The sequence below is a fragment of the Mycobacterium sp. E787 genome (assembly GCF_001668725.1).
GTDB lineage: Bacteria > Actinomycetota > Actinomycetes > Mycobacteriales > Mycobacteriaceae > Mycobacterium.
Genome location: NZ_LZKL01000127.1, coordinates 246788 through 273457, shown reverse-complemented (window position 1 = coordinate 273457; position 26670 = coordinate 246788). Strand labels below are relative to the sequence as shown.

General features: G+C 70.1%; 20 protein-coding genes and 1 pseudogene. 14 read left to right on the top strand and 7 right to left on the bottom strand.

What is annotated here, in order from left to right:
• Positions 1-8 precede the first annotated feature (8 nt).
• From A5705_RS26145 to A5705_RS26135, 3 genes are all read left to right on the top strand, one after another.
• Positions 9-1397: an MmgE/PrpD family protein gene (locus A5705_RS26145; protein ID WP_082956704.1), complete on the top strand. Its 1389-nt coding sequence runs from the start codon at positions 9-11 to the stop codon at positions 1395-1397.
• A gap of 65 nt (positions 1398-1462) precedes the next feature.
• Positions 1463-2224 (top strand): DUF2127 domain-containing protein, encoded by a 762-nt coding sequence (locus A5705_RS26140; protein WP_067884184.1) that lies wholly within the window; start codon positions 1463-1465, stop codon positions 2222-2224.
• 35 nt (positions 2225-2259) lie between these two features.
• Entirely contained in the window at positions 2260-3105 is an 846-nt protein-coding gene (locus A5705_RS26135) for an SDR family oxidoreductase (protein WP_068280987.1), read from the top strand.
• A 335-nt stretch (positions 3106-3440) separates the two neighbouring features.
• On the opposite strand, the gene A5705_RS26130 is transcribed toward A5705_RS26135, so the two are convergent.
• The gene (locus tag A5705_RS26130) at positions 3441-4028 is read right to left on the bottom strand and encodes a CGNR zinc finger domain-containing protein (RefSeq protein WP_068280983.1); all 588 of its coding nucleotides are present in this window, start codon (positions 4026-4028) and stop codon (positions 3441-3443) included.
• Positions 4029-4113: 85 nt separating this feature from the next.
• On the opposite strand from A5705_RS26130, the gene A5705_RS26125 reads away from it, so the two are divergent.
• From A5705_RS26125 to A5705_RS26115, 3 genes are all read left to right on the top strand, one after another.
• Positions 4114-4806 (top strand): SDR family oxidoreductase, encoded by a 693-nt coding sequence (locus tag A5705_RS26125; RefSeq protein ID WP_068280980.1) that lies wholly within the window; start codon positions 4114-4116, stop codon positions 4804-4806.
• A gap of 240 nt (positions 4807-5046) precedes the next feature.
• On the top strand, positions 5047-5499 hold the full coding sequence (locus tag A5705_RS26120; RefSeq protein ID WP_067884174.1) for an SRPBCC family protein: 453 nt from the start codon (positions 5047-5049) through the stop codon (positions 5497-5499).
• 1 nt (position 5500) lies between these two features.
• Positions 5501-6307 (top strand): SDR family oxidoreductase, encoded by an 807-nt coding sequence (locus tag A5705_RS26115; protein ID WP_067884173.1) that lies wholly within the window; start codon positions 5501-5503, stop codon positions 6305-6307.
• A gap of 1 nt (position 6308) precedes the next feature.
• Here A5705_RS26115 and A5705_RS26110 read toward each other — a convergent pair whose 3' ends face one another.
• The 3 genes from A5705_RS26110 to A5705_RS26100 form a co-directional block, all read right to left on the bottom strand.
• Positions 6309-7052, bottom strand: coding sequence for a class I SAM-dependent methyltransferase (locus A5705_RS26110; protein WP_082956697.1), 744 nt, complete (start codon positions 7050-7052; stop codon positions 6309-6311).
• Positions 7053-7157: 105 nt separating this feature from the next.
• The gene (locus A5705_RS26105) at positions 7158-8543 is read right to left on the bottom strand and encodes an adenylate/guanylate cyclase domain-containing protein (RefSeq protein WP_068280973.1); all 1386 of its coding nucleotides are present in this window, start codon (positions 8541-8543) and stop codon (positions 7158-7160) included.
• Positions 8544-8605: 62 nt separating this feature from the next.
• On the bottom strand, positions 8606-9181 hold the full coding sequence (locus A5705_RS26100) for a TetR/AcrR family transcriptional regulator (RefSeq protein ID WP_067884168.1): 576 nt from the start codon (positions 9179-9181) through the stop codon (positions 8606-8608).
• A gap of 98 nt (positions 9182-9279) precedes the next feature.
• Between A5705_RS26100 and A5705_RS26095 the strand changes: the two are divergent.
• Positions 9280-10203 (top strand): annotated as a pseudogene (locus A5705_RS26095) (oxygenase MpaB family protein); the annotation flags it as partial.
• On the opposite strand, the gene A5705_RS26090 reads toward A5705_RS26095, so the two are convergent.
• Positions 10203-11180, bottom strand: coding sequence for an amidohydrolase family protein (locus A5705_RS26090; RefSeq protein WP_068280965.1), 978 nt, complete (start codon positions 11178-11180; stop codon positions 10203-10205). The pseudogene A5705_RS26095 and the gene A5705_RS26090 sit on opposite strands and share 1 nt — an antisense overlap.
• A gap of 229 nt (positions 11181-11409) precedes the next feature.
• On the opposite strand from A5705_RS26090, the gene A5705_RS26085 reads away from it, so the two are divergent.
• From A5705_RS26085 to A5705_RS26075, 3 genes are all read left to right on the top strand, one after another.
• Positions 11410-12195 carry an SDR family oxidoreductase gene (locus A5705_RS26085; RefSeq protein WP_068280962.1) on the top strand — a complete coding sequence of 262 codons (786 nt, stop codon included), beginning with the start codon at positions 11410-11412 and terminating at the stop codon, positions 12193-12195.
• A 112-nt stretch (positions 12196-12307) separates the two neighbouring features.
• Positions 12308-13393 (top strand): AMP-binding protein, encoded by a 1086-nt coding sequence (locus A5705_RS26080; protein ID WP_068280959.1) that lies wholly within the window; start codon positions 12308-12310, stop codon positions 13391-13393.
• A 35-nt stretch (positions 13394-13428) separates the two neighbouring features.
• On the top strand, positions 13429-14802 hold the full coding sequence (locus tag A5705_RS26075) for an aldehyde dehydrogenase family protein (protein ID WP_068281073.1): 1374 nt from the start codon (positions 13429-13431) through the stop codon (positions 14800-14802).
• Positions 14803-14816: 14 nt separating this feature from the next.
• Here the strand turns inward: A5705_RS26075 and A5705_RS26070 are convergent, their stop codons facing one another.
• Positions 14817-15548 carry a cutinase family protein gene (locus A5705_RS26070; RefSeq protein ID WP_067884136.1) on the bottom strand — a complete coding sequence of 244 codons (732 nt, stop codon included), beginning with the start codon at positions 15546-15548 and terminating at the stop codon, positions 14817-14819.
• A gap of 250 nt (positions 15549-15798) precedes the next feature.
• Here A5705_RS26070 and A5705_RS26065 point away from each other — a divergent pair, with 250 nt between their 5' ends.
• The gene (locus A5705_RS26065) at positions 15799-16701 is read left to right on the top strand and encodes an SDR family NAD(P)-dependent oxidoreductase (RefSeq protein WP_068281071.1); all 903 of its coding nucleotides are present in this window, start codon (positions 15799-15801) and stop codon (positions 16699-16701) included.
• A complete protein-coding gene (locus A5705_RS26060) occupies positions 16698-18299 on the top strand; it encodes an AMP-binding protein (protein ID WP_369829622.1) in 1602 nt (533 codons plus the stop codon). The genes A5705_RS26065 and A5705_RS26060 overlap by 4 nt, the downstream gene beginning before the upstream one ends.
• Here the strand turns inward: A5705_RS26060 and A5705_RS26055 are convergent.
• Entirely contained in the window at positions 18288-23129 is a 4842-nt protein-coding gene (locus tag A5705_RS26055; protein WP_068280956.1) for a cation-translocating P-type ATPase, read from the bottom strand. The two genes, A5705_RS26060 and A5705_RS26055, sit on opposite strands and share 12 nt — an antisense overlap.
• Positions 23130-23693: 564 nt before the next feature.
• Between A5705_RS26055 and A5705_RS26050 the strand changes: the two genes are divergently transcribed.
• A complete protein-coding gene (locus tag A5705_RS26050) occupies positions 23694-24821 on the top strand; it encodes a sulfate ABC transporter substrate-binding protein (protein WP_304528562.1) in 1128 nt (375 codons plus the stop codon).
• Complete coding sequence (locus A5705_RS26045; protein WP_068280949.1) at positions 24818-26614, top strand: SulP family inorganic anion transporter; 1797 nt, start codon at positions 24818-24820, stop codon at positions 26612-26614. Before A5705_RS26050 ends, A5705_RS26045 begins: the two co-directional genes overlap by 4 nt.
• Positions 26615-26670 lie beyond the last annotated feature (56 nt).

Sequence of the window (26670 nt, the reverse complement as noted above, 5' to 3'; positions counted from 1 at the left end):
CCTACGTTGTGGACGAGCTCGCCGGCTTCGTCGTCGGCGCGCGGCCTGCCGACCTGAGCGGGTCGCCGCGCGCATTGCTGAAGCGCAACGTGCTGGACAGCGTCGCGTGCGCCGTCGGCTCCCTCGACGGTGAGCTGATCGGCACGATTCGCGAACACACCGATCAGTTCAGCGGTGTTCCCACCGCCACCCTGGTCGGAGGGGGGCGGGCGTCGGTCGATCAGGCCGCGTTCTTCAACGCGGTGCTGGTGCGCTACCCCGATCTGCTCGACACCTACCTGACGATGGGCGGGCTGTGCCATCCGGCCGACAACTTCGGCGCGATCCTGGCGGTAGCCGAGCACGTCGGCGCTTCAGGGGCGGACTTCCTGCTGGCCCTCGCGGTCGCATACGAGGTGCAATGCCGGTTCAGCGCCCAGGTTCCGGTCATGGCGCGGGGGCTCAATCACGCTCTGCAACTGGCGATGTCGGTCGCGGCCGGATCGGCCAAGCTGCTGGGCCTCGACACCGAACAGACCGCGAACGCCATCGCCGCCGCCGCGGCCGACAACGTCTCCCTGGCGACCGTGCACGCCGAACCGGTGTCGAACTGGAAGGGCGTCTCGCCGGCGGTCACCGGCATGCGCGCGGTTTACACGACGATGTTGGCCGCCCGCGGGATCACCGGGCCCAAGTCGTTGTTCGAAGGCCCGCACGGACTGGTCCAACTCTTCGATCAGCCCATCGATTTCCGCACCGCCGACCGGGCCCTCGCCAGTGTGGAACAGACCTATCTGAAGCAATACTGCTCGCTGATCCACGGCCAGGTCGTCATCGACGCGGTGTTGGCGCTTCGCGGCGACAACGGCCTGCGTGGCGAGGACGTCGCCCGGGTCAGCCTCGAGGTCTTCCAGGGCGCGTACGACTTCGCCGGCGGCGGGGCCTACGGCGGCAAGGATCACCCGCTGACCAAGGAGCAGGCCGACTACAACCTGAAATATCTGAGTGCGGTGGCGTTGCTCGACGGCGGCGTCGGTCCCGAGCAACTCGAGACCGAACGGGTGTTGCGCGCCGACGTGCAGGACCTGCTGCAGCGCGTCGATGTCCGTGCCGCGGCCGACCTGACCGCGGACTACCCGCAGCGGACGGCCGCCCGGGTGCACCTGCTGACCCGCGACGGACGCGAATTCAGTTGCGAGCAAAGCGATTACGAGGGTTCACCCACCCGCCCGATGTCGTGGGATCGCGTCGTCGACAAGTTCGGCTGGCTCGCCGAGCCCTTCTGCGCGGAACCGTTGCGCGACGACATCGTCGCCGCGGTCGACCACCTGGACGAGATGCCCGTCGCCGAGTTCGCCGCCCTGCTCGGCGCGGTGAGCCCCACCGCCCGGCGCCCGCGCGGCGCGGCGCGCTTCTGAGGCCCACCGACCCCTGCTGTGCGCGCCGCCTTGCATCGTTCGCCTTCGGCATTCAAAGATCGGCCATGGGCAAACGTCGCGGGAACAACCGCTGGGAACTTGTCACCTGCGCTGTAGCGGGACACGTCACGTACGCGCCGGACGAGGAACCGCTCGCCGACCGGCTCAGCGGCACCACCGGGCTGGGTGAGGTCTGGCGCTGCCTGCGGTGCGCCGAATTCACCGTCGGTGCGCCACACGGGCGGGGCCGCGCCGAGGACGCGCCGATGGTCATGCGCGGCAAGGCCTTACGTCAGGCCATCATCATCCGCGCGCTCGCGGTGGAACGGCTGTTCCGCGCGGTGGTGATCGGGCTGGCGGCGTATGCCGTGTGGAAGTTCCGCGGCGCGCGCGGGGCGATCCAGGCCACGCTGGACCGCGACCTGCCCATCTTTCGCGCGGCGGGTTTCAAGGTCGATCAGATGACGCTCGTGCACGAGCTGGAGAAGGCGCTCGCCGCCAAACCATCCACGCTGGCCCTGCTGACCGCGATGCTGGTCGGCTACGCGCTGATCGAGGTGGTCGAGGGCGTCGGCCTGTGGTTGCTGAAGCGTTGGGGCGAGTACTTCGCGGTGATCGCAACCTCGGTGTTCCTGCCGTTGGAAATTTACGACCTGGCCAAGGGCATCACGATGACCCGGCTGGTGACCTTCACGATCAACGTGGCCGCCGTGATCTACCTGCTGATATCGAAGCGCCTGTTCGGCCTGCGCGGTGGCCGCAAGGCCTACGACGAGGAGCGCCGCGGCGAGCAGCTCCTCGACGTCGAGCGCGCCGCCGCCGGCTGACAGGCATACTGCCCGACGAGGAACGGAGGTCTTCGATGGGCACCTACGCGATAAGCGGGTCCGCGTCCGGGATGGGCCGCGAAACCGCGCAGCGGCTGCGGGCCGCGGGACACACGGTGATTGGCGTCGACGTCAAAGACGCCGACATCGTCGCGGACCTGTCGACGCCGCACGGCCGCACGGCCGCCGCCGACGGCATCCTGGCGGCCTGCGGCGGCAGGCTGGAGGGCGCGGTGCTGGCCGCCGGTCTGGGCCCGAGCCCCGGCCGCGATCGACCCCGCCAGATCGCTCAGGTCAACTATCTCGGGGTGGTGGATCTACTCGCCGCCTTGCGACCGGCGCTGGTCGCGGCCGAACGCGCCAAAGTGGTGGTCGTCTCCAGCAATTCGACGACGACGGTGCCCGCGGTGCCCCGGCGGACCGTGCGCGCGCTACTCGCGCACGATGCCGACAGGGCGCTGCGGTCCGTGCGGCCGTTCGGACCGGCCGCGCCGACGATGATGTACGCGGCCTCAAAGATCGCCGTCGCCCGCTGGGTGCGGCGGAATGCGGTGCTGCCCGAGTGGGCCGGTTCGGGGGTGCGCCTGAACGCCATCGCGCCGGGCGCCATCATGACGCCGTTGCTGGAAGAACAGCTGGCCGATCCCAGGCAGGCCAAGGCGGTCCGGTCGTTCCCGGTCCCGGTGGGCGGCTTCGGCGACGCCCGACAGCTGGCCGAGTGGATGTGTTTCATGCTGTCGGATTCCGCCGACTTCCTTTGCGGGAGCCTTATTTTCGTCGACGGCGGCACCGACGCGTACTTCCGTGCCGACGACTGGCCCAAGCCGGTGCCTGCGCACCGGCTGTTCGGCTATCTGCGCCGTTTCCGGGGCAAGGTGTGACGAGCCGCGCGTGGCGCCGCGAATGTGGGTGAGGCCACAAGATGCCTTTTCGTGACGTTTACCCCGGCGCGGCGCGGCCGTAAAACGGCCGGGGTGCAATTCAATGAATCGGCGAACCGGCCGAACGGACAAGGGATTTTAGAACCGTGCCAACACTGCAGGACCGGATTGGTCCGCGCCCCATCAACCGCGACATGGTCGCCCCGATCGCGGCACGCGCGTGCGACGCCCTACAGGCCGTGCTGAAAGGCGCCCGACGGCAAGGGGCCTCCGGCCCCCGGATCATGCCCAGGGGCGTCGAGCGCTGCTGACGGCCGGCGTACCGGGCCGGGTGCCTATCCGCGCGCCGCGCGTTCGCGTCGACGGGCGCGGGAAGCCCGCAGGTTGGCGGCGTTGCCGCACGTCTTCACGTCGTGCCACACCCCGCTGTTGTTCTTCGAGCGGTCGTAGAAGGTGGACGCGCACTGGGGGTTGTGGCATCGCTTGATCCGCCGCCAGGTGCCGTCGCGCTGGCTGAGCAGGATCTCACCCCACAGCGCCGACGCAAGCCAGCGCCAGCCCGAGCCGGTGGGTTCCAGGTGCACCTCACCTTTGTTTGACAGCGTCAGGGAAGCCGCGACTGCACCCGGGCCGCGCCCCGTCGGCGGTTCCCCGGCGACGAGCTGGGCGATCGTCTCGCGCAGCGCCCGAAGCTTGGACAGGTCCGCGTCACCGAGCGGCGGTGGCTGCGCGTCCAGCCCGCGCGCGGCTGACCACGCCCGCACCGCCCCGGCGACCCAGTCGTCGGTGAGCGCGCCCTCGGACAACAGGTCCGGCCCGTAGCCCTCGATGCCCGCCGTATTGAGGAAGTCCTGAACCAGGGCCAGGCCGCCGGGGGCCGGGACGAGCTGGTACCGCTGTGACGCACGCCATGGTGAAGACATATTCAAACGATACTTGCTTATGTCGTGACAGTCAACTACGGTGACAGATGCAAAGAAGTTTTGACTACGTCAGAAAGGGATCATCATGGTCAACATCAAGGGTTCGACGGTCGTCGTCACCGGAGGGCAGCGCGGGCTCGGCAAGGCCATCGTGGACGAATTCCTGCGGCGGGGGGCGGCCAAGGTGTACGCCACCGCGCGGTCGCCCAGGCCCAGCGAGGATCCGCGCGTGGTGAGCGTCGAGCTCGACGTCACCAAGCCGGATTCCGTTGCCGCGCTGGCTGCTACGGCGACCGACGCCGACATCGTCGTCAACAATGCCGGCATCATCAGTGGGCGCACGCTGCTGGGCAGCGACATCGAGGAAGTCCGGGCGGTGTTCGAGACGAACTACTTCGGCGCACTTCGCGTCGCCCAGGCGTTCGCCCCGATCCTGGCCGACAACGGCGGCGGGGCGCTGGTCGACATCGCCTCGATCCTGTCCTGGGTGGCCGGCTTCGGCGGCTACGGCGACTCGAAGGCGGCCCTGTGGTCGGCGACGAACTCGTTGCGCGTGGAGCTGGAAAAGCAGGGCACCCTGGTCACCGGCGTGCACCTGAGCTTCACGGACACGGAAATGGCGTCGGGTTTCGACATGCCGAAGAACACCCCGCAGGACGTGGCGCGGCAGATCGTGGACGGCATCGAGCGGGGCGACACCGAGGTGCTCGCCGACGACGACACCCGCTACATGAAGTCGGCGCTGTCCGGGCCGGTCGAGGCGCTTCGGGTGGGATGACGGACCGACCGACGTTGAATGGCCTGTCCGAAGGCAGATTGCCGTCTCGTGACGGTAGGTCAAGCAGGCCGTGGGGGCCTCACCCAAAAATGGGCTTGCTGCACTTCGGACAGGCCGCCGGGCGAACCCGGCGAGACCATCATCGCGGCCGGCCGGCGGGCGCTTCGACGGCCGAAGGTCCCCGCCGGGCCCGCCGAAAGTCACATCCCGCGGCATCGGCGGGCGTGTTTGGATAGCGACATGGAACCGGAACGCATCGTGAGCGCCACCCGCGTGATCTCGGCGAGCGCCGAGCGGATCTTCGAGCTGATCGCCGATCCCGCCCAGCAGCCGAGCTGGGACGGCAACAACAACCTCGCATCGGCCGCGCCGGGGCAGCGCGTCCGGCAGGTGGGTGACGTGTTCAAGACGACGCTGACGAACGGCGCCGTGCGCGAGAACCACGTGGTGGAATTCATCGAGGGCAGCACGATCGCGTGGCAGCCGGCGGAACCGAAAAAGCTGCCGCCCGGCCACCTGTGGCGCTGGGAGCTCCACCCGATCAACGCCGGCCTGACCAGCGTGACCCACACCTATGACTGGACGGCGCTGACCGACAGCGCCCGGGTGGCCAGGGCCAGTTCGACCACGCCCGGGATGCTGCGCGAGTCGATCGACCGGCTCGCCACGCTCGCCCAGGCCGGCGAGGGGTGACATGGCCCTGCCGCCCCCTGCCAACGACCGTGCCGCCATCGTCACCGGGGCATCGTCAGGCATCGGCGAACAGTTCGCCGAGATCCTTGCCCGGCGCGGCTATCAGGTGGTGCTGGTGGCCCGCAGCGCCGAGCGCCTCGAAGCGCTCGCCGGACGGCTGGGCCCGCAGGCTCACCCGCTGCCGGCCGACCTGTCCGACCGAGCCGCACGGGCGGCGTTGCCCGACGGCGTGGCCGCACTCGGCCTGGTTCCGGACATCCTGATCAACAACGCCGGGTTCTCGACGCTGGGCCTCGTCGCAAAATCCGTTCCGGAGCAGGAGGTCAACCTCGTCGAGGTCGACGTGGCCGCCGTGGTGGACCTGTGCAGCCGGTTCCTGCCGGGCATGGTTGACCGCCATCGCGGCGCCGTCCTGAACGTGGCGTCGGTGGCCGGGTTCGGTCCGCTACCGGGACAGGCGGCGTACGGCGCCGCCAAGGCGTTCGTGTTGTCCTACACCCACAGCCTGCGCGGCGAGCTGCGAGGCACCGGGGTCAGCGCGACCGCGCTGTGCCCCGGTCCGGTCGACACGGGTTTCGGCGAGGCGGCCGGCTTCTCCAAGGAGGAGGCCGAATCTGCCCTCCCGCGGGTGATGTGGGTGCCCGCGGCCAAGGTCGCGCGTGCCGGGATCGACGGGCTCGCGGCGGGCAAGGCCGTCGTCGTCCCGGGTCGCGTCAACCGGGTCGCGTCGGCGTTGTTCCGGGTCGCGCCGCCCGAACTGCTGCTGCCGGTGCTCGCCCGTGGCCATCCGGCGCTGAAACGGAACTGACTCAGCCGTTCTTGCCCCGCACCCACTGAAACGTGCCGTAGTTCTTGACCCGCACGCTGACGAATCCGTTGCTTTCCAGGATGTCGCCGATTTCGTCGTCATCGAACACGTGCGCCCCGACGTTCGGCAGCTTCTGCCAGAACCGCGCCGCCCGGCCGACGGTCGGAACCATGATGGCCAGCCGGCCGCCCGGCCTCAGTACCCGCGCCATCTCGGCGAGGGCCGCCGCCGGATTCGGCACCAGCTGCAGCGCGGCGGTCGAGATCACCGCGTCAACGGTGTTGTCGCGCAGCGGCAGCCGCTGCGCGTCGGCCTTGATGAACCCGACCTGCGGCCCCGCCTCGTTGCGCACCGCACGGGCCAGCATCGGCTCGGAGATGTCGACGCCCAGGGCCAGACCGTCGGGACCGGCCGCGCGTGCCAGCGACGCGGTGACGTTGCCGGGCCCCGAGCCGACGTCCAGCGCCACGCCGCCGGGCGGGATGTCCAACCACCCGACGGGCACCTGCCATGCGCTGATCAGCCGGCGCGACAGGGCTTGTGCGTTGTCGTAGAGCATCGACCCGAGCGGTGAGGCCCAGGCCGCCTGGATCGGACCGGTGTTCCTCGGGACGTCGTCCACGGCAGGCCCGGCGCCGAGCAGATCCAGGTAGCCCTTGCTCACGTCCGGATCCGCCGGCGGATCGGTGAGCAGATCCAGCGCTCGGCGCAACGCGGGCGACATCGAGACGTGCACGTCGGTCACGCATGCTCCTTCGGTCAAAAGTCAAGCCGGACAACAGGAATCGATGCGGCCGGATGCCCTCCGGCTTCGGCACGCTCCCGGTGGCAGCCTACGCCGAGCCGTCGGTTACCGCCGCACGGCGGCGCGCTCGCGCACCAGCGAGTGCAGGCGCCAGTGACCCGGCACCCCTTTGAGCGCGCTCTCGCCGCGGTCGGCGAACCGGTGCCGCGAGCCGGTGACGATGTCGCGCACCGTCGAGGAGACCAGCACCTCGCTCGGCTCGGCGAGCGCGGCCACCCGCGCGCCGATGTGGACGGCCATCCCGGCGATGTCGTTCTTCAGGGCGCCGCGCACCTCGACCTCGCCGGCGTGAACGCCCACCCGCACCTCGACGCCGAGCACCCGCACCGCGTCGACGATGTCGTCAGCGCAGGCGAGCGCGGCGCTGGGGCTGGAGAACGTGGCGACGAATCCGTCACCCGCGGTGTTGACTTCTCGCCCCCCGAACCGCTGCAGTTCGTGGCGAATGATGGTGTCGTGGTTGTCCAGCAGGTCGCGCCACCGGCCGTCGCCCAGCTCGGCGGCCCGTTCGGTGGAGCCGACGATGTCGGTGAACACGATCGTGGTCAGCAGGCGCTCGGCGTCCGAACCGCCCCGCATGCCGGTGATGAACTCCTCGATCTCGTCGAGCATCGGCCCGGTGTTGCCGACCCAGTACAGGGTGTCGTCGCCCGGTAGCTCCACGAAGCGTGAACCGGCGATGTGCTCGGCGAGGTACCGGCCGTGCGCTACGGGGGTGAACTCGGAGCCGGTGCGGTGCAGGATCAGCGTCGGCGCCGAGACGCGCGGCAGCGTGTCGCGCACGTCGGCCTGGCGGACGGCGATGATCATCGCGCGCGCCATGCTGGGCGAGGCCGCCCGGTTGCCGGCGGCGTCCCACCAGGCCCGGAAGGCGTCGTCGCGCGCGACGCTGGGAGCGATGATGCCGAGCATGTCGAAGCCCTGGTCGACGGCGTCCGGGTCGATCGCCAGGGTCGTGTAGGGATCGAGGGTCTCGATCTTGGCGCCCATCGGGTAGTCCGGCGCATACAGGGTGCGGGCCGCGCCGTTGATGATCACGAGGCTGCAGACGCGCTCGGGATACTCGGCGGCCAGCACGAGGGCGGTCATCGAGGTGAAGCCCGGCGCCACGATCGTCGCCCGCTCGCATCCCACCGCGTCCATCACCGAGACGACGTCCTTCGCCCAGAATTCCGGCCCGATCACGTCTGTCGAGGGGACGCGGGACGACAGCCCGATGCCGCGCTGGTCGAGCCGGATCACCCGGGCGTACGACGCGAGCCTCCGATGAAAGCGGTACATCGACGGCTCGGCGTCGACCGAGTCGATCGGTATCGACGGTCCCGGCAGCAGCACCAGGTCGATCGCTCCATCGCCGAACACCTGGTAAGCGATGTCCGTGTCGCCGCAACTGGCGTATCGGGTTCGCGGTGCGCCAGAAAACCCCGCCACGGCTATCAAGGCTAATTCAGCGCTGTGACACGTCGCTGAACGGCGGGGCCGAGCCGAAGCCGCTAGCGACCGATGATCGGGACCAGGTAGCGCGCGGCGTAGGCACGCACGGCCGCCTCGTTCGAAATGTCGAGCCGGTCGGTGGGAAACACGATGATCCCCAGGGCGACGCGCAACAGGATGTCGGCGATGTTGGCCAGGTCGGCGTCCGCGGCGTCGGCCCCGCAGCGGCGCAGGGTATGGGCGATCCCGTCGGCGAATTGGCGAATGGGGAACGCCTGCGACCGGGAGAACAGGCCCAGCAGCTCCGGCTCGCTCTCGGCGATGCGTGAGTAAAGCGGCGAGTCGTGGACCAGGCGCACCCCGAGGGCGAACGCCTCGATCACGGCCTGTTGCGGGTCGCGGCCCGCGGTGGCCTGGTCGAGCGTTCTGAAGAACAGTTCGGCCTCGCGGCGCACCACGCGCTCGAACAGGGCGTCCTTGCTGGGAAACCGCCGATAGATCGTGCTGCGGCTGACGCCCGCGCGGACGGCCACGTCTTCGATGTTGGCGCGACGCACACCGTAGGTCTCGAACACCGCGCGCGCGGTGTCCAGGATCTTGTCGTCCAGATCGCCGTCAAGGTTGCGATTCTGCATGAATGGCGGACCCCCCTCGGCGATCTCGGCGCACCACTGCTAACTTGACACAAAGATACGATTTTGTTTCTCTGCACCACAAGCGGGTTGGGGGAGATATGACAGCGCGGCCGGCGCGCCACGATTTCGACACCGGCGTCCGGGAAGCGGTGCCGATACCCGGCGACGGAACGGACGGTGCGCGGCTGGGGCCCGAGTCGTTGATCTGGAAGTTCTACGGCGACCATCGCACCCAGTTCTTCGGGTTCCAGCGCACGGCCGGCGTGGAGAACTGCATCGAGCAACTGGCCCAGGGCGTGCTCGATCACTCGGTGATCTTCAGCGACACGTTGGGGCGGGCCAAGCGGACCGCACCGCCGCTGATGAAGACCGTCTACTCCGACGACCCGCACGAGTGGGGTCGCAAGGTCCGGGATTTCCACAAGCCGATCAAGGGCACCATCAGCGACGGCTCCCGGTATCACGCGCTCAATCCGGAGTTGTTCTATTGGGCGCACGCCACGTTCGTCGACCAGGTCCTCTACACCGCCGACACCTTCATCCGCCGGCTGTCGCGCGCGGAGAAGGAGCAGATCTTCAACGAGGGCAAGGTCTGGTTCGGGCTCTACGGCGTCAGCGACCGCGGGCAGCCGCAGACCTATGACGAGTTCCTCACCTACTGGGACGAGATGCTCGAGCGGTTCGTCCCGCACAAAACCGTCCTGTACGGCACCGGCTACATCCGAAAAGGGATACCGGGCCCGCGGTGGATTCCCAGGCCGGTGTGGAAGATACTCTCCGCACCGCTCAACGCCTACACCCGACTCGTTCTCGTCGGAACCCTGCCCCAGCAGATGCGCGACGTGTGCGGACTGGAGTGGAATGCGAAGAAGGAGAAGCGGTTTCAGCGGTTCGCCGCCGCGGTGCGCGCGCTGAACCCGCTCATCAACCGGCTGCCGCTGGCGTTCGTCTACCTGCCCTGGGCGGCCGAGGCGTGGCGGCGGGCGGGCGTCGACCCGCGCGGGCTGCACAACCACCCGGCTCAGCCGATGCGCAGCAGCCGTTCGGCGTTGCCGTGGGCGATCTTCTCCCGGTCGGTGGCCGACAGCGTCGTCCGCTCGAATCCGTCGACCGCCTCGCGGGAGGACTCGTAGGGATAGTCGACCGAGAACATCACCGCGTCGGCGCCGACCTCGAGCACCGCCCCCAGCATGACCGCAGGCGAGAACACCCCGCTGTTGGTGAAGACGATGTTGGTGCCCAGGTAAGCCGAGGGCGCGCGCCGCAGCGGCGCGGCGGGAGCGATGGTGGCGTAGCGGGAATCCAGCCGGCTGCGCTGAAACGGCAAGAACTCGCCCATGTGCCCCAAGATCAGCGTCGCTCCCGGATGACGGTCGAACACGCCGCCGAACAACAGCCGCAGCGCGTGCCCGCTGACCTCGGCCGCCCAACTCCAGGTCGCCCCGTAAAGTTCCGGGCGGCCGTCGAGGACGCGCCAGCGATCAGCGGGCGGCGACCCGGGATGCAGGTACAACGGGACGCCCAGGGATTCCACCGCAGACCACAGTTCGTCGTATGCGCGCGCGTCCAGATAGCGCCCGCCCGGCCCACTGATGCAGTCGTTGACCAGCCCTCCGCAAAGTCCGCCCTCGGTGACGGCGCGCTCGAGTTCCTTCGCGGCGGCGGCGGGATCCTGCAGCGGCAAGGCGGCGAACCCGCGGAACCGATCGGGATGCCGGGCGATGATCTTCACCAGGTGGTCGTTGGCGAGCCGCGCATTGTTGACCGCCCGCTCGGCGTCGAGCTCCACCTGCAGGCCGGGCGAGGTCAGCGAGAGAACCTGGATGTCGACGCCCGCGTCGTCCATCTCCGCCAGCCGGTATTCGGTGAAATCGGGCAGCCGGCGTTCATACCGCTCGGCGACGTCGGGCCTCAACAGCCGCATCAGCTGCCGATGGGCGGGCAGCAGGTCGGCCAACTCCGGAATGAAAAACGCTTCCTCCAAAGCGATGTAGCGCATCGGCCGTCCTCACTGTCGTTACCGCCGTCATCGTCGCTGTCGCCTTCGACTGTGCGCCGCACCCGCGCCTGTGGGAAATGAACAGTCCGTATCCCCTGCTGCGCATCGACGACCGGCGACGCGCGGTATGGCCCCGGCTCTACCCAGCGGTCGCCGAAGGGACGAAAGTGGGGGGTTGGTACGACTGATCGGCGGTTACACAGGACTGGATCCGACGAGGGGAGCGGCCATGCAGATGACGGGCAACACGGTGCTGGTGACCGGAGGCGGCAGCGGGATCGGCCGCGGCCTGGCGGAGGCGTTCCATCGGCTCGGCAACACGGTCGTCATCGCGGGCCGGCGGCGTGAGCCGCTGGCCGACGTCGCGAAAGCCAACCCCGGCATCCAGGTGCTGTCGCTGGATCAGGGCGACCCCGCCGACATCCGCCGCTTCGCCACCGAGGCGACCGACCACTACCCGGACCTCAACGTCCTCGTCAACAACGCCGGCGTCCAGCGCTTCGAGGACCTCACCACGACCGGCCCCAGCGTGGCGGAGCTGACGGTCGCGATCAATCTGCTGGGCCCGATCCGGCTCACGGCGGCGCTGCTGCCGTCGCTGCTGAAGAAGCCGCGGGCGGCGATCCTCAACGTCACGTCTGGCCTGGCCTTCATGCCCAGCGCCGTCACGCCGACGTATTGCGCGACCAAGGCGGCGCTGCATTCCTACACCGAGTCGCTGCGTTTTCAGCTCCGCGGCGCCGCGGTGCAGGTGATCGAGATCGTTCCGCCGCACGTGCAGACGGGGCTGCAGCGTGGGCGGGGATTCGACGCCAGCGACCCGCGGGCGATGCCGCTGGACGAGTACATCACCGAGACGATGGCCCTCCTGCAGGCGCAGCCGGAGGCCGGGGAGATCCTGGTGGAGCGGGTCAAGCCGTTTCGGTTTGCCGAACGCGACGGCCGCTACGAGGAGATGTACCCCGCCTTCAACGAGGCGATCACCGAAGCCGTCCGCCAGGCGCGCGACGGCTGAAACCGGTTGGCCACCAAGCGTTCCCCGCGCCGTGGGGCAACGTTCACCGCCCGTGTGCCCGGCGTTCCGGCGCGCGCGGTTACCGGACCGGTCCTGTGACAGGATCGGTGGCATGGGCGATTTTTCGCTGCTGGACGTTCCCCGGTCCGTCCCGGTCGAAGACCCCGAAGCCTATCTGGCCGCCGCGATGGCCTGGCACTTCGGCGAGGACACCGGTTCCGCGTTCTGGCTGCGGACCGCCCGGACGCTGGACTTCGACCCGCTGACCGATGTCAAAGGCTTTGCGGACCTGCGCCTGTTCCCCAATCTGGTCAACGAGTTGCGCGCCGTGCCCGTGGAGGATCTCGTTCCGCGCGGTTGCGGATCGTCACCGCCGACGCCCCAGATTTTCGAGTCCGGCGGTACCACCGGGGCGCCGAAGCGGACGGTGCAGATGCCGGACTGGATCGCGCAGGTTGTGCAGTGGCAGACCGAGGATTTCGCCACGGGCGGCTTTGTCCGGGGGCGGGGCTTCCTGTGCCTGATGCCCGGCGGCCCGCACGGCGTCGGCTACTTCTCCCGCCTGGTCTCCGAGCGGCTGGGCGCGGTCTTCCATGCGGTCGACCTCGACCCGCGCTGGGTGAAGAAGGTCGCCGCCCGCAACGCGGCCGCCGAGGTGGCCGCCTACGTCGACCATGTCATCGAGCAAGCGGTGTTCGTCCTGCGGACGCAGAACGTCGCCAACCTGCACACGACCCCGCCGCTGATCGAGGCCATCGCCCGCGACGACCGGGTGGCGGGGCTGGTGAACGACAAGATCCGCTACCTGTTGCTCAGCGGTGCGCACGTGGACGCCGACACGCTCGACGTGCTTCGCGAGATCTTCCCGAACACGACGATCACGATGGCCTTCGGCAGCACCATGGTGCTCTCGCAGGCGGTCACCCGAACGGACGGCGACTCGTTCGTGTTCGATCCGCGGACGCCGTATGTCGTGTTCTGGGTGGTCGATCCCGACACCGGGGAACGAGTGCCCTACGGGCAGCGGGGCCAGGTGGTGATGAACCACATCAGCAAGGGCATGTTCATACCCAACAATTTGGAGCGCGATCTGGCGATCCGGCTGCCCGGCCCGGCGGGGCAACTCAGTGATTCGGTCAGCGAGGTGCGGCCCGTGACCACCTTCGACGGCGAGGCCGTCATCGAGGGCGTGTACTGAGCGTGGTGGGCGAAGGAGCCGGCGCCGCAACCGAGTTGGTGTGCATCGACGCGCTCGGCGCCGGTGGCGATTACCGCACCCGCAACCGCGAGGTCATCACGAGCACCACCGGCGTCGCGGTCGCCGAGCTCAGCATTGTTCCGCCGCTGTATGTTTCGCGCACCATCGGAGCGCAGCGCAAAACCCGGCCGCTGCCGATCGCGCGGCGCGAGGCGGCGCTGGGCGATGCGGCCGACGTCTTCGCCACCGCGACCATCGGCGGCCTCGGCTTCGACGACTACGTGCGCCTGGCCAGCGGCATATCCGGGCTCCCGATCGCCGTGACGCGGGCCGGGGCGCGCGGCGTGGCCCGCGCCGTCGCCACCGCCTTCGACGCCGTGCGACCGGCCCGACCCGCGGGCGCCGCGCTCGACTGGAGGGAGGAGCCCGCCCGCGGCGGCGGCGCGGTGTGGGCGCGGCGCGGGGAGGTGTTCGCCGTGCACGCGGCCGGAAACGGCCCGGGCGTGCACGGCCTGTGGCCTCAGGCGCTCGCGCTGGGATACCGCGTGGCGGTGCGGCCGTCGCGCCGCGAGCCGCTGACCGCACACCGGCTGGTGAATGCCCTGCGGCAGGCGGGATTTCGCCCCGAAGACGCGGTGTATCTGCCCACCGACCATGGCGGCGCGGACGAGATCATCCGGTGCGCCGATTTCGCCATGGTCTATGGCGGGCAAGACGTGGTGGACAAGTACGCCGGTGACCCCGGGGTGGTGGTGAACGGGCCCGGGCGCACCAAGATCCTGATCACGGCGGACCAGGACTGGCGTGACCACATCGACCTCGTCGTCGACTCGATCGCCAACCTGGGCGGGATGGCGTGCGTCAACACCACCGCGGTGCTCTACGAGGGCGACCCGGCCCCGCTGGCACACGCGATCGCCGAGCGGCTGGCGACGATCCCCCCGCTGCCCACCGACGACGAATGCGCGGTACTGCCCACCCAGCCCCTCGGGCAGGCGCGGGCGCTGGCGCAATACCTGGCGGCCAAGGCCGCCGGGACGACGGCGCTGCTCGGCGCCGACCAGGTGGTCGCGCCGTTCGGGGATGGCCCGACCAGCTACGCCGCGCTGCGCCCGGCCGTGCACCTGCTGGCCGAGGCCGATGTCGACAAGCTCAACGTCGAGTTGCCGTTCCCGTGCGTGTGGGTGTCGCCGTGGACGCGCGCCGCCGGTACGGAGCCGCTGCGGCGATCACTGGTCGTCACCGCCATCGCCGGCGACGACCGGCTGGTCGACGACCTGCTCGCCGAACCGACGATCACCAACGTGTACCGCGGCCGGCACCCGACCTTTTACGCGGCGCCCGAGATCCCGCACAACGGCTTCCTCGCGGATCACCTGATGTGCAACAAGGGCTTCATCAGCGACTAGCGCGGCGCGACCCGTCAGCTGCCGAAGCCCCCGCCGGGCGCCCCGACCGTCGTGGCGCCGCTCCCGCCGAGGTGGCTGGCCGCGAAGGCCGCGCCCTTGTCGATCATCTGGCCGTCGGAGGCGTAGGTGTCGTGCGCGGCGAAGTTCATGCCGTCGGAGCACACCGGATCCTCGGGGGCGCAGACCTTGATCGTCTTGGGCTGATACAGCGGGCCGATGGCGACCGGGGGCTCGTTGAGGAAGTTCATCGCGCGGACGTTGGGCATGCCGAAGAGCACGACCGAGGACACGTGGTCGGCGACCGAGGGGTCCATGGGCTTGGGCACGGTGTTGGGGTCGACGCCGTCGGGCACGGCGGCGGAGGTGACGAAGCCCATCACGGCCGCGCCCTGGGAGTAGCCGCTGAGCACCATCTTGGTGTTGGGGCAGTCGTGGGCCATGGACACGACGTGGGCGCCGGCGTCGCGGATGCCGTCGAGGCCGGTGTCCCAGTCGTTGCTGGCGGGGTAGTTGACCGGGTAGACGTCGAGCGACTTGCCGCCGATGCGCGAGCGCAGGTCGTCGACGAACGCCTGCCCGGTCGGGCCGACCCCCGGGGGCTCACCGGTGCCGCGGGCGTAAACCACTTGCACGTCCGGGCATTGGGCGGAGGCGAAGGGGAGGGCAGGCGCGAGGACCGAGGCGCTGAGCCCCGACGCCGCGACTACCGCGGGACCAAGGAAACGAGCGAGGTGACGTGCGATCATGCCGCAATTGTGCCCTTGTAAACCGTTGCCTAAACAGAGAATTCTCTGGCAAATGTTTCGGAATCGTAAAACGTCCCGTCGGCAATGCTCCGGCCGGCCCGCGCGCGGCCGAACAGCCTGAACGCCGGGCCGGACGGCGGCGACAGACCCCGGTGTGGTCTGCTAGCTGTAACCCGAGTCGAGGCCTACGGTTAAGCCAGAGCCGCACCCTCGCGCGCAGTTCGGAGCGAATGCGGCGGCGAACGTGAACCTGAACGTGATAGCACAGCCCTTCCAGCGGGCCCTGGCGGCGGCCACCGATCGAGTGGCCAACCCGGCGCGGGTCGACGACCCCGACAAGCTGCGCGACATCGTTTCGGGCAGGACGGTGTTGGTGACCGGCGCGTCCTACGGCATCGGCGAGGCCACGGCCCGCCGGCTGGCCGCGGCGGGAGCGACGGTGCTGGTCGTCGCCCGGTCGGCGGAACGGCTGGAGGACCTTGCGGCGGCGATCAACGCGGGCGGCGGCCGGGCGGTCGCCTACCCGACCGACCTCACCGACGAGGCCGCCGTCGGCGCGTTGACCAAGGAGGTCACCGAGAACCACGGCGCGATCGACATCGTGGTGAGCAACGCCGGCAAGTCGTTGCGCCGTTCGCTGCACGACCAGTACGACCGCCCGCACGACTTCCAGCGCACCATCGACATCAATTACCTGGGACCGATCTGGCTGCTGCTCGGGCTGCTGCCGGCCATGCGCGAGCGCGGCTGCGGGCACATCGTGAACGTGTCGAGCGTCGGGGTCCGGGTCGTTCCCGGGCCGCAGTGGGGCGCCTACCAGGCGTCCAAGGGTGCCTTCGACCGCTGGCTGCGCAGCGTGGCACCGGAATTGCACATGGACGGCGTGGACGTCACGACGGTCTACTTCGCGCTGGTGCGCACCCGGATGATCGCGCCCACACCGATCCTGGGCCGGCTTCCCGGCATGTCCGCGGACGAGGCCGCCGACGCGATCGCCAAGGCGGTCATCGAGCGGCCCCGCACCAACGAACCGCCGTGGGTGTGGCCGGCCGAACTGGCGTCGGTGCTGCTGGCCGGGCCGGCCGAGCGCGCGGCCCGGTTGTGGCACCGCCGGTTCTTCGCCAATTCCGGTGCGCGCGAGGCCCGGCGATGAGCGCGCTGGTGTCCCGGGACGGTGTGGTCGCCACCGCGGCGCGGGCGCTGCTGCGGTCCGGGCTGCTCGGCCCGCCCTCGCCGGCCGCGGTGGTGCGGGTGCTGCACGAGGCGCGCCGCGGCGGCACGAATCCCTACACCCTGTTGGGCGTCACCGCGGCACGGTGGCCCAACCGGGCGGCGATCGTCGACGACGACGGCGCCCTCACCTACCGGGACCTGCGGTCAGAGGCCGAGGCGCTGGCCCGCGAGCTGTCCGCCGCCGGGGCGGGACCCGGTCGCGCGGTCGGGGTCATGTGCCGCAACGGCCGGGGATTCGTCAAGGCGTTCTTCGCAGCGGCCCTGGTCGGCGCCGACGTCGTCCTCGTCAACACGGACTTCCGGACCGATGCGCTGGCCGTCGCCTTGAGCGCGCACCGGATCACCACGGTCGTCGCCGACGACGAGTTCACGGAGCGGGTGCGCGCCGCCGCTGAAGCCCAGGCGCCGGTCACCGTCGTCGATCCGGCGACGGTCGACGCGCGCGACCGCCGGCCGCGAGCCCCCCGCCCCGGAGTGACCGCGCCCGGCCGCATCGTGCTGCTGACGTCGGGCACCACCGGCAAACCCAAGGGCGTGCCCCGGACCCCGCAGCTGCGTTCGGCGGTGGGCGTCTGGGTGACGATCCTCGACCGCACCGGCCTGCGCACCGGTTCGCGGATCTCGGTGGCGATGCCCATGTTTCACGGGCTGGGCCTCGGCATGCTGATGCTGACGGTGGCCCTGGGCGGCACCGTGCTCACGCATCGCCACTTCGACGCCGAAGCCGCGCTGGCGCAGGCGTCGCTGCACCGCGCCGACGCGTTCACCGCGGTGCCGGTCGTGCTGGCGCGCATCCTGGACCTGCCGCAGCGGGTGCGGGCACGAAACCCGTTGCCCTACCTGCGCGTGGTGTTGTCCAGCGGGGATCGGCTGGATCCGAGCCTGGGGCAGCGGTTCATGGATGCCTACGGCGACATCCTCTACAACGGTTACGGCTCAACCGAAGTCGGCATCGGTGCGCTGGCCACACCGGCCGACCTGCGGGAGGCCCCGGAGACGGTCGGGAAACCGGTCGCCGGATGCCCGGTGCGGATCTTCGACAAGAAGAACCGGCCCGTCGGCCCGCGGGTCACCGGACGCATCTTCGTCGGCGGCGAGCTGGCGAGCGAGGGCTACACGGAGGGCTCCGGGGAGGCCAAGGCCGTCGTCGAGAACATGACCAGCACCGGGGACATGGGCTACCTCGACAACGCGGGACGGCTGTTCATCGTCGGCCGTGAGGACGACATGATCATCTCCGGGGGAGAGAACGTCTATCCGCGCGCGGTGGAGAACGCGCTCGCCGAGCACCCCGGCGTCGCGGACAGCGCGGTCATCGGCGTTCCCGACGAGCAGTTCGGCCATCGGCTGGCCGCCTTCGTGGTTCCGCAGCCCGGGAGCGGCGTCGATCCGTCGGCGTTGCGGGATTACTTGAAGGACAGGGTTTCCCGGTTCGAGCAGCCGCGAGACATCAACATCGTGGGCAGCATTCCGCGCAATCCGGCGGGCAAGGTCGTGCGCAAGGAGCTATCGACCTGAGCCGTCGCCGGGCTCGAGTCGCTTGGGTTCCAGAGCTGCGACCCTCCTGGCCAGCCAATTGGGCGCCAGCACTGACACCGCGGTGGTGCCGGCCGTCGCGCCGATCACGCCGGACCAGGCGACGGGCCCCAGCGGTGTGCAGCCGAAGAACTGGCTGACACCGGGGGTCTGGACGATGGCGACCAGGACGCCGGCGCTGCCCAGCGCCGTGGCGATGACCAGCGGGCTGTGGCGGCGCGTCAGCAGCGTCTGCGCGAGCTGCGTGGTCACCAGCGCGGTGAGACCCATTGTCGAGGTGCGGCGTTCGGTGCCCGGCGTCCAACGCCCGATGGCCCAGGCCGCCGTCGCGCCGGCGGCGGTGACGGCGCCGCGCGTGACGATCTGGCGCATGAGCGGCGCGTCGAGCGACGGCGAGGGTTCGGAGAGCGCCGCAAGCTGGAAGGCGCGCTGCACCTCGTCGGCGTCGCGGTCCGCGGCCTCCTCGTACTCGTCGGGCTGGGGGTACTGCGGGGTGACGGCGACCGCCAGCGCGGGAAACATGTCGGTGAGCAGGTTCACCAACAGCAGCTGGCGCGTGCCCACCGGCGCGCGGCCGGTGCCCAGGGCCGTGCCGATGATGGTGAACAGCACCTCACCCACGTTGCCGCCGACCAGAATGCTGACCGCATCCCGCACCCCGCCCCACATGCCGCGGCCCTCGACCAACGCGTCGACCAGCACGCCGAGATCGTTGTCGGTCAAGACGATATCGGCGGCGCCGCGCGCGGCCGACGAACCGCGACCGCTGACCCCGATGCCGACGTCGGCCATCCGAATGGCGGCGGCATCGTTGGCCCCGTCGCCGACCATCGCGACAGCCTGCCCGCTGTGCTGCAGCGCCGCGACGATCTGCACCTTCTGTTCCGGGCTGACGCGCGCGAAAACCTGGACGTCGGCGGCGAGTTTGGCCCGTGCGTCCTCGTCGAGGGCGGTGAGCTCGGCGCCGGTGACCTCACGCGCGTCGGACGGCAGGCCGAGCTGGCGCGCGATCGCGCGGGCCGTGACCGGGTGGTCGCCGGTGATCAGCACCACCCTGCGACCCGCCTCCACCAGCGTCTCGATCAGTGGCCGCGCCGACGCCCGAGCGGTGTCCGCCAATCCGACGTAGCCGATCAGCTCCAGGTCGTGCGCCGCGGCGTCGACGTTGTCGGTGTCGGTGTCGTCCTCGCTGGTGCCGCCGTCCCAGCGTCGCTGCGCGACGGCCAGCACGCGCAGGCCTTGCTCGGCGAGGCGCATCACCAACGCGTCCGCATGCTCCAGCGCGGCGTCCTGATCGGTGAAACGGCAGCGCGGCAAAATCTCCTCGGGGGCGCCTTTCACCATCAGCATCGTGCCCGCCGCCTCGTCGGCGCCGATCGCGGCGGAGTAGCCGCGGCTGGACTCGAACGGGACCTCCGCGAGCACGTTCCACCCCGAAACCCATTGGCCCTCAAGGGCATTGGCTGCGCCGAGGATGGCCTCGTCGGTGGCGTGCGCGTGTCCTCCGCCGTTATGGGGCTGGGTGCTGCTGCGCGCGGCGGCCCGCAACACCTCGGCGGCCCCGGGATCGGCCGGATCGCGGAACGGGCCGTCCGGACTCGTCTCGTGCGGCACGCTGCACACGACGCGCAGATGGTTCTCGGTGAGCGTGCCGGTCTTGTCGAAACACACCGTCTGGACGCGCCCCAGCGCCTCGATCGCGCGCGGCGTGCGGACCAGCGCCCCGCGTCGCGACAACCGCTGGGCGGCGGCGAGCTGGGCCAGGGTGGCCACCAGCGGCAGGCCCTCGGGGACGGCGGCGACGGCGATGGCGACACCGTCGGCGACCGCTTGCCGCAGCGACCCGCGGTGTGCCAGCGCCAGCCCGGTCACTGTGGCGCCGCCGGCCAGCGTCAGGGGAAGCACCTTGCTGGTCAGCTCCCGCAACCGGGCCTGCACGCCGGCGGCGGACTCGACGTCGGCGATCGCCGTCAGCGCGCGTTGCGCGGCGGTGCCGGCGCCGGTGGCGACGACGATCGCCCGGGCCCGCCCGGCGACGATGGTGCTGCCCTCGAACAGCATGCTGGCCCGGTCGGAGTCGGCGGCTGCGACGGGCTCGACCTGCTTGTCCACCGGCAGCGATTCCCCGGTGAGGAAGGACTCGTCGACCTCCAGGTCCTCGGCCACCAGCAGGCGCGCGTCCGCCGGCACCACCTCCGGGGCGGCGAGGTCGATGATGTCGCCCGGGCGCAGCGATTTCGCGCTCACCGTGACCGTTCGCTCGGTGGTGCGCGCCGCCTCGAGCCGCCGGTGCGCGGTCGCCACCGTGGGCAGCACGACGCGCCGCGCGTGCTTCTCCTGCTCGGCGAACAGCTCGGCGACCGCGGCCTCGGCGCGCAGGCGCTGCACGCCGCCGGCGATCGCGTTGGCGGTCATCACGCCGGCCACCAGCAGCGCGTCGACATTGCTGCCGACGATCGCCGACGCCGCCGCCCCCACCGCGAGGATCGGCGTCAGCGGGTCGGCGAGCTCGGCCCGCGTCGCCGACAGCAGCCGCCCCACCCGGGTCGCCGGACCCCGCAGCGGTGCGATGACCGGGTTGTAGGACAGGTCGTCCAGCATCTGCCGCCAGGGCGCGGTGCCGGGCTCGACGGCCAGCGGCCGCGTGCGGCTGGTCAGGCGGGAGTAGACGATCTCGGGGTCCAGCGCATGCCAGGCGGTCAGCGGCTGGGGCGTGGGGTCCGCCAGCCGCAAGACCCTACTGGCCGAGAAGGTTCCCTGGATCAACGCCGCCGCGGCAGCGGCGTTGACCGGATTGAGCCAGCGCTGCAAGGCAACCGGGTTCGCCGAGCCGGGTTCGCCGGTGACCAGCAGCAGGCCCGCCAGGGTGCTGCCGCCCTTGGCAAGGCGCACTGCGGATTCCGTGGCCTGCCGCGCCACCGGCAGCGCCGAAAGGATCCGCACCGCCGCGGCCAGATCGGTGCCGGTGATGATGTCCGCGGTCCAGGGCGTCGCCGCCTGCGGATCGTCGAGCGCCACCGCGACGTCGGCGATGGCGAGCGCCGCCAACGTGTCCGTCGACGCGAAATCCCGGTGCAGGGCGGTGATCAACAACACCGGCCCGCGATCCGTGCGGAGGTCGCGAACCACCTGCAGCAACGGGGTTCCCGGCGGGTGGCTCACCGCGACGCTGGCGGTCAGGTCCTCGGTGCCGGCGACGTGGCGCAGCACCACCCGTGCCCCGGTACGGGCGGCGGTCTGCAGCAGCGGGATCGCGAAGGGGTCGACCTCCCACCCCACGTCGACGCTGCCGACGCGTTCGCCGTCGACGATGAGGTCGGCGTGCTCGAGTCCCTGCGCGGGCGCCGCCGGGTCCTGCGCCCGGATCCAGTGCAGGCGCGCCCCGGTGGCCGGCAACTCGTCGGGGTCCGGCTCGGGTGCCTCCTCGCCGTGCAGCAGCGCGTCGGCGACCTCGTAGACGCGATCCTCGTCCCAGCCGGGGATGTCTCCCTGCGCGCGCAGCACCGCGCGGTTGTCGCCCCGCAGCGCCGCCCCGTCGATGACCACCACCTTCACCCGATCCATCCGGCGCAGCGCGCCGGGATCGAGGACCAGCTGCCCGGCGTTGGCCAGCCCGCGGCCCAGCACGGCGGCGAACGCCTGCCGGCCCGCGTGGGCGGCCCGCGGCACGCCGGCCAGCAGCGCGCCGGCCGCGTCCTCGGTGCCCCCGCCGGCCAGCAGCGCGCCGGCCGCGGCGATCAACGAAGCGTTGGCCGACTGGTCGACATACTCCTCGACCGGTCCGGCCATCGACCCCTTTGCTGTGTCGATCGCCGCATCGATGGCCCCGCCGACGACGACGTGGGACACCTCACCTGCGGCCGCGGCGGCCCAATTGTGCCGGGGCGCCTGCGATTTCGGTCCCGCCGAGGAGATGACGGGAACCACCGGGGCCTGCGGCCGCTTCGGCGATGCGAGTTCGGGCTCGCGCTCTCGCCAGCGCTGCCGATGCGCCGATGCCTCCGAGATCTGCAGGCTGCGCTGCGCCAGGTCGATCAGCGGTGTCCCGACGGCATGGGTGAGCCCGTTGGCCACCGCCGTCGAGGCGCTCAGCGCGATGTCGGTGCCGACGCGACCGAGCCGGGACTCCAGCACGGCCACCACCCGCGGCTGATGATTGAGCAGCGCGGCCGCCGCGCGGGCGCTGCGCGGCGCGACGGGCAGCCGGCCCAGCCAGCCGGTGACCGCCGCGCCGATCGCCGCCACGTCCATCGCCGCCGCCGTCATCGGGACCAGGATCGCCAACGGGTTGCCCGGGTCGGCGAACGGCGCCGTCCGGGGCGCGGACTTCGGGCCGGTCAGGTTCAGGTCGGCGGCCACCTGACAAACCGCTTCCCGCACCTCGTCGAGGACGGCGTCGCCGTCGGCGTCGCTCTCGAGTTCGACCACCAACCGGCCGAGCGCGCCCTCGACGTGGGCGGCGGCCACCCCGGGAATCCTGCGCACCGGTTCCTCCACCACCGCCGCGTGCTCGTGCCAGCGGGGGAAGGGCAATAAGGGATCGAGATCGAAATGGACCCGCAGCCCGCTCTGCCAGCGCACCGGCGGCGCGACGCCGTTCGGCGAGCCGTCCGACGGGGAGCCAATGCCGACCGCCCGGCCGGTCGTCTGCGCCATCGACTGAACCACCGGGCCGGCCAGTTCCACCACCGGGCTGGCGAGCATCTGCACCGCCCCGGCGGCGCCGGCCGCCGTCGAGACGCCGGCCCGGACCACCTGCGCGGCCCCGCCGGTCACGCCGGCGACGACGCCGGCCACGCCCGGAATCCTCATTCCGTCACCCTTCACCTACATCTGCCGCGCCTAATGATCCTGGCGTGTCAGGGGCCTGTCCACAGCTGGGCTGCGCGGACGGCACACCGATGACACCGACGAGCGCGGCGCGTCGCGATTCGCTCGGTAACCAGGGGTGCAATCGCTTCCTCGCAGAAAGGTTACCGGGTTGGCGCCGGACCAAACCTGGAAGAGCCGTCACGCGTCGCGCAGCGCGGTGAGCGTGACGCACGGGGATCGGCGTCGCGCCGGTTGTCGGCATGGCGGTTTACCCGTTGGCGGCGGTTGGATCCGTCCCGGCATCGTCGCCGCCGCGCGGATGGGTCTCCGGCTGAACCATCCTGCAGGAGGCCGTATTTCGCCTGGTGGGCGTGAGCCGTCCGGCGGGCTCGGCCAGACGTCGTCGGCGGGAACCGGTTGGCGCACAACGGTTGCGCAGGCCGTTGCGATCAGGCTGATTCACACCGCTGTCTTGCTGCGGCCCGGTGGCTAACATCCGACGTCGACAGTCTGCCTCCAGCGAACCGGCGGTGATTGGCAACTTCGACGAGCCCGGTGATGGATATGGAGGCGGCGATGACAGAGGCCCCGCAGGTGTCGGCGGACCGCCGCAAGCTTCGATTTCGCGTTCCCTGGCTCAATATCGTCGGCGTCCTCGCCATCGTCTTGGCAGCGGGCCTGATCACGCTGAAGAACCTGCACGGCCAAGCGTCGCCAAACCAGATCCTCAACGTTTCCTACGACCCCACCCGGGAGCTTTATGTGGCGGTCGACAAGGCCTTCGTAGAGCAGTTTCGTCGGCAGACCGGCGTGACGCTGGAAATCAAGCAGTCCCACGGTGGTTCGGGACGCCAGGCCGGCGAGGTCATCGAGGGCAAGCAGAAGGCCAACGTTGTATCGCTCGCGCTGGTGAGTGACGTCGACGGACTGCGCAAGCGCGGGCTGATCGCCCCCGACTGGCAGAAACGCCTGCCGAACAATTCGATCCCCTACACATCGACCATCGTCTTCGTCGTCCATCGGGGCAATCCGAAGGCAATTCGCGACTGGCCGGATCTGGTCAAGGATGGTGTTGCCATCGTGTCGCCCAACCCGCGCTCCTCGGGCAACGGCAAGTTGAGCATCCTCGCGGCCTGGGGGTCGGTGACGACCCGCGGCGGTACCGACGCTCAGGCGTCCGACTTTGTCCGGGCGCTCGTCCGCCATGTCGTCGTCGCCGACTCCGGGGCGCGCGGCGCCGCCATCAGCTTCGCGGTCGAGCGGATCGGCGACGTGCACCTCACCTGGGAGAACGAAGCCCTGCGCGAGGTCGCCGAGAACAAGGACGAACTCGAGATCGTCTACCCGCCGATCAGCATCCGCGCCGAACCGGCCGTCGCCTGGGTCGACGCGAATGTCACCGACAAGAGGACCGCGTCATACGCGAAGGCCTATCTGGAATACCTCTACAGCGACGCGGCGCAGGAAATCATCGCCCAACTGGGCTACCGGCCGGTGAAACGGGAAATCCTCGACAGGCACGCCGACAAGTTGCCGGACATCAACCTGTTCCCGATCAACGCGATCGCCAACGACTGGAACGACGCGCGACAAAAGTTCTTCGGCGACAACGGCATCTACGACACGGTCTCATCGCCAGGGCAAGCCAGGGCCGCGTCCGCGCATCCGCGACGAAAGGCCAAGCGGCCATGAGCATTCCGGCAAGCCTGAAGAATCTGAACTACGACGCGACGAAGGCGCGCCGCGACGTCGTCGCCGGGCTCACCGTCGCGGCCGTTTCGCTGCCGCAGAGCATCACCTACGCACTCGTCGCCGGCGTCGATCCCAAATTCGGTGTGTACTCCGCGATCGTGGTGACCTTCGTCGCCGCGGTCTTCGGATCCTCCTCACATCTCATCAACGGCCCGACGAGCGCCATATCGCTCCTCGTCTTCAGTTCCCTGGCCTTTCTGGATCCCGAGAACCGCACCGTCCTTTTCGACGCGTTGTTTCTGCTCGGGGTGCTCGTCGGCGCGTTCCAGATCCTCATCGCGGTGTTCAAGCTCGGCGACCTGACCCGGTACATCTCGGAGTCGGTGATCATCGGATTCCTGGTGGCCGCGGCGCTGCTGATCGCGCTCGGCCAGCTGGGTAACGCGCTCGGTGTGAAGGACAAGGGGACCGGGCGGATGCCGGTGCTGAAGCGCACCTACCTCACCCTGCTGCACGGCGACGCCGTCAACTACCGCGCGCTGGTCCTCACCGTCGTCACCGTCGCGCTGGCGGTCATCCTGCGCTGGCTGGTCAAGCGGTACGGGCTCCCGCAGCTCGACCTGCTGGCTGTGCTCGTCACCGCGGCAATCATCGCGTATGCGGCGGGATGGTCCACCACCGATCGCGGCGGTAACACCGCGGTGGCCCTGACCGCGAAAATCCCGCAGAGCCTGCCCACACCGCACATCCCGGATGTGCAACTCGGCTTAGTGGGCCAGCTGTCGGAAGGCGCCTTCGCCATCGCCTTCATCGGACTGATCGAGGCGCTGTCGATCGCCAAGGCCATCGCCCACCAGAGCGGGCAGCGGATCGACTACAACCGGCAGATCCTCGCTGAGGGCCTGGCGAACCTGACCGGCGGCTTCTTTCAGTCCGTGCCGGGATCGGGCTCGATGTCGCGCTCGCCGATCAACTTCCAGGCCGGTGCGGCGTCGCGGTTCTCCGGGGTGGTGGCTTCGGCCGGCGTCGCCGTGGTGGTGCTGCTCTGCGCACCGCTCCTGCACTACATGCCGCGGGCCGCGCTGGCCGGCCTGCTGCTGATCACCGCCGCGCGCCTCATCGACTACAAGCGGCTGTTCTACATGCTGAAGGCGTCGCGCTACGACGCGGGACTGGTGATCGTCACGGCGCTGACGGGGGTGTTGATCGATTTGGACACCGCCGTGCTGCTGGGCGTCGCGTTGTCGATCCTGCTGTTCGTTCCGCGCGCGGCGAAGCTGAAGGCCAAGGAGCTGATCGTCACGCCCGAACGGGTGGTCCGCGAGCGCGTCCCCGGTGATCCGGTGGATCCCTCGACGATCATCTACGACCTTGAAGGCGAGCTGTTCTTCGGTGCCGCACCGGAACTCGACCGCTACCTGGATGCGCTGCGGGACAGGGTCAAACAGGACGGCATCAGCTTCGTGGTGCTGCGGCTCAAGCGGGTGCGCCACCCCGATGCCGTCGTGGTCGAGCGGATCGAGCACTTCCTGCGCGAGGAAACCGCGCAAGGCGTCACGGTTCTGCTGGCCGGCGTGCAGCCCGACATGTGGACCGTGCTGAAGAACGTCGGACTCGACAGGTGGTTCTCCAGCGAGCACGTCTTCCCCGAAGAGGACGAGGAATTCTCGGCGACCCTGAAGGCCGTCCGCTACGCGCACGCCGAACTGGGCATCCACGAACCGGGTGAGGCGCTGCCGGCTGGCGCCGTGTCGGGCAACGGGGATCGCCAGCGCTACTACTACCTCGTGTGACACGCCCTTAAAACACAAATGCGCGGTAGCCGTCGACCGGCTACTCGCGCATTTCT

What these genes read in the sequence shown, in the direction of transcription:
- A5705_RS26050 (WP_304528562.1), top strand. Translation starts at nt 23,694, where the DNA reads ATGGAGGCGGCGATGACAGAGGCCCCGCAGGTGTCGGCGGACCGCCGC.
- A5705_RS26120 (WP_067884174.1), top strand. Translation starts at nt 5,047, where the DNA reads ATGGAACCGGAACGCATCGTGAGCGCCACCCGCGTGATCTCGGCGAGC.
- A5705_RS26055 (WP_068280956.1), bottom strand. Translation starts at nt 23,129, where the DNA reads ATGAGGATTCCGGGCGTGGCCGGCGTCGTCGCCGGCGTGACCGGCGGG.
- A5705_RS26130 (WP_068280983.1), bottom strand. Translation starts at nt 4,028, where the DNA reads ATGTCTTCACCATGGCGTGCGTCACAGCGGTACCAGCTCGTCCCGGCC.
- A5705_RS26090 (WP_068280965.1), bottom strand. Translation starts at nt 11,180, where the DNA reads ATGCGCTACATCGCTTTGGAGGAAGCGTTTTTCATTCCGGAGTTGGCC.
- A5705_RS26135 (WP_068280987.1), top strand. Translation starts at nt 2,260, where the DNA reads ATGGGCACCTACGCGATAAGCGGGTCCGCGTCCGGGATGGGCCGCGAA.
- A5705_RS26080 (WP_068280959.1), top strand. Translation starts at nt 12,308, where the DNA reads ATGGGCGATTTTTCGCTGCTGGACGTTCCCCGGTCCGTCCCGGTCGAA.
- A5705_RS26125 (WP_068280980.1), top strand. Translation starts at nt 4,114, where the DNA reads ATGGTCAACATCAAGGGTTCGACGGTCGTCGTCACCGGAGGGCAGCGC.
- A5705_RS26060 (WP_369829622.1), top strand. Translation starts at nt 16,698, where the DNA reads ATGAGCGCGCTGGTGTCCCGGGACGGTGTGGTCGCCACCGCGGCGCGG.
- A5705_RS26070 (WP_067884136.1), bottom strand. Translation starts at nt 15,548, where the DNA reads ATGATCGCACGTCACCTCGCTCGTTTCCTTGGTCCCGCGGTAGTCGCG.
- A5705_RS26085 (WP_068280962.1), top strand. Translation starts at nt 11,410, where the DNA reads ATGCAGATGACGGGCAACACGGTGCTGGTGACCGGAGGCGGCAGCGGG.
- A5705_RS26140 (WP_067884184.1), top strand. Translation starts at nt 1,463, where the DNA reads ATGGGCAAACGTCGCGGGAACAACCGCTGGGAACTTGTCACCTGCGCT.
- A5705_RS26100 (WP_067884168.1), bottom strand. Translation starts at nt 9,181, where the DNA reads ATGCAGAATCGCAACCTTGACGGCGATCTGGACGACAAGATCCTGGAC.
- A5705_RS26115 (WP_067884173.1), top strand. Translation starts at nt 5,501, where the DNA reads ATGGCCCTGCCGCCCCCTGCCAACGACCGTGCCGCCATCGTCACCGGG.
- A5705_RS26045 (WP_068280949.1), top strand. Translation starts at nt 24,818, where the DNA reads ATGAGCATTCCGGCAAGCCTGAAGAATCTGAACTACGACGCGACGAAG.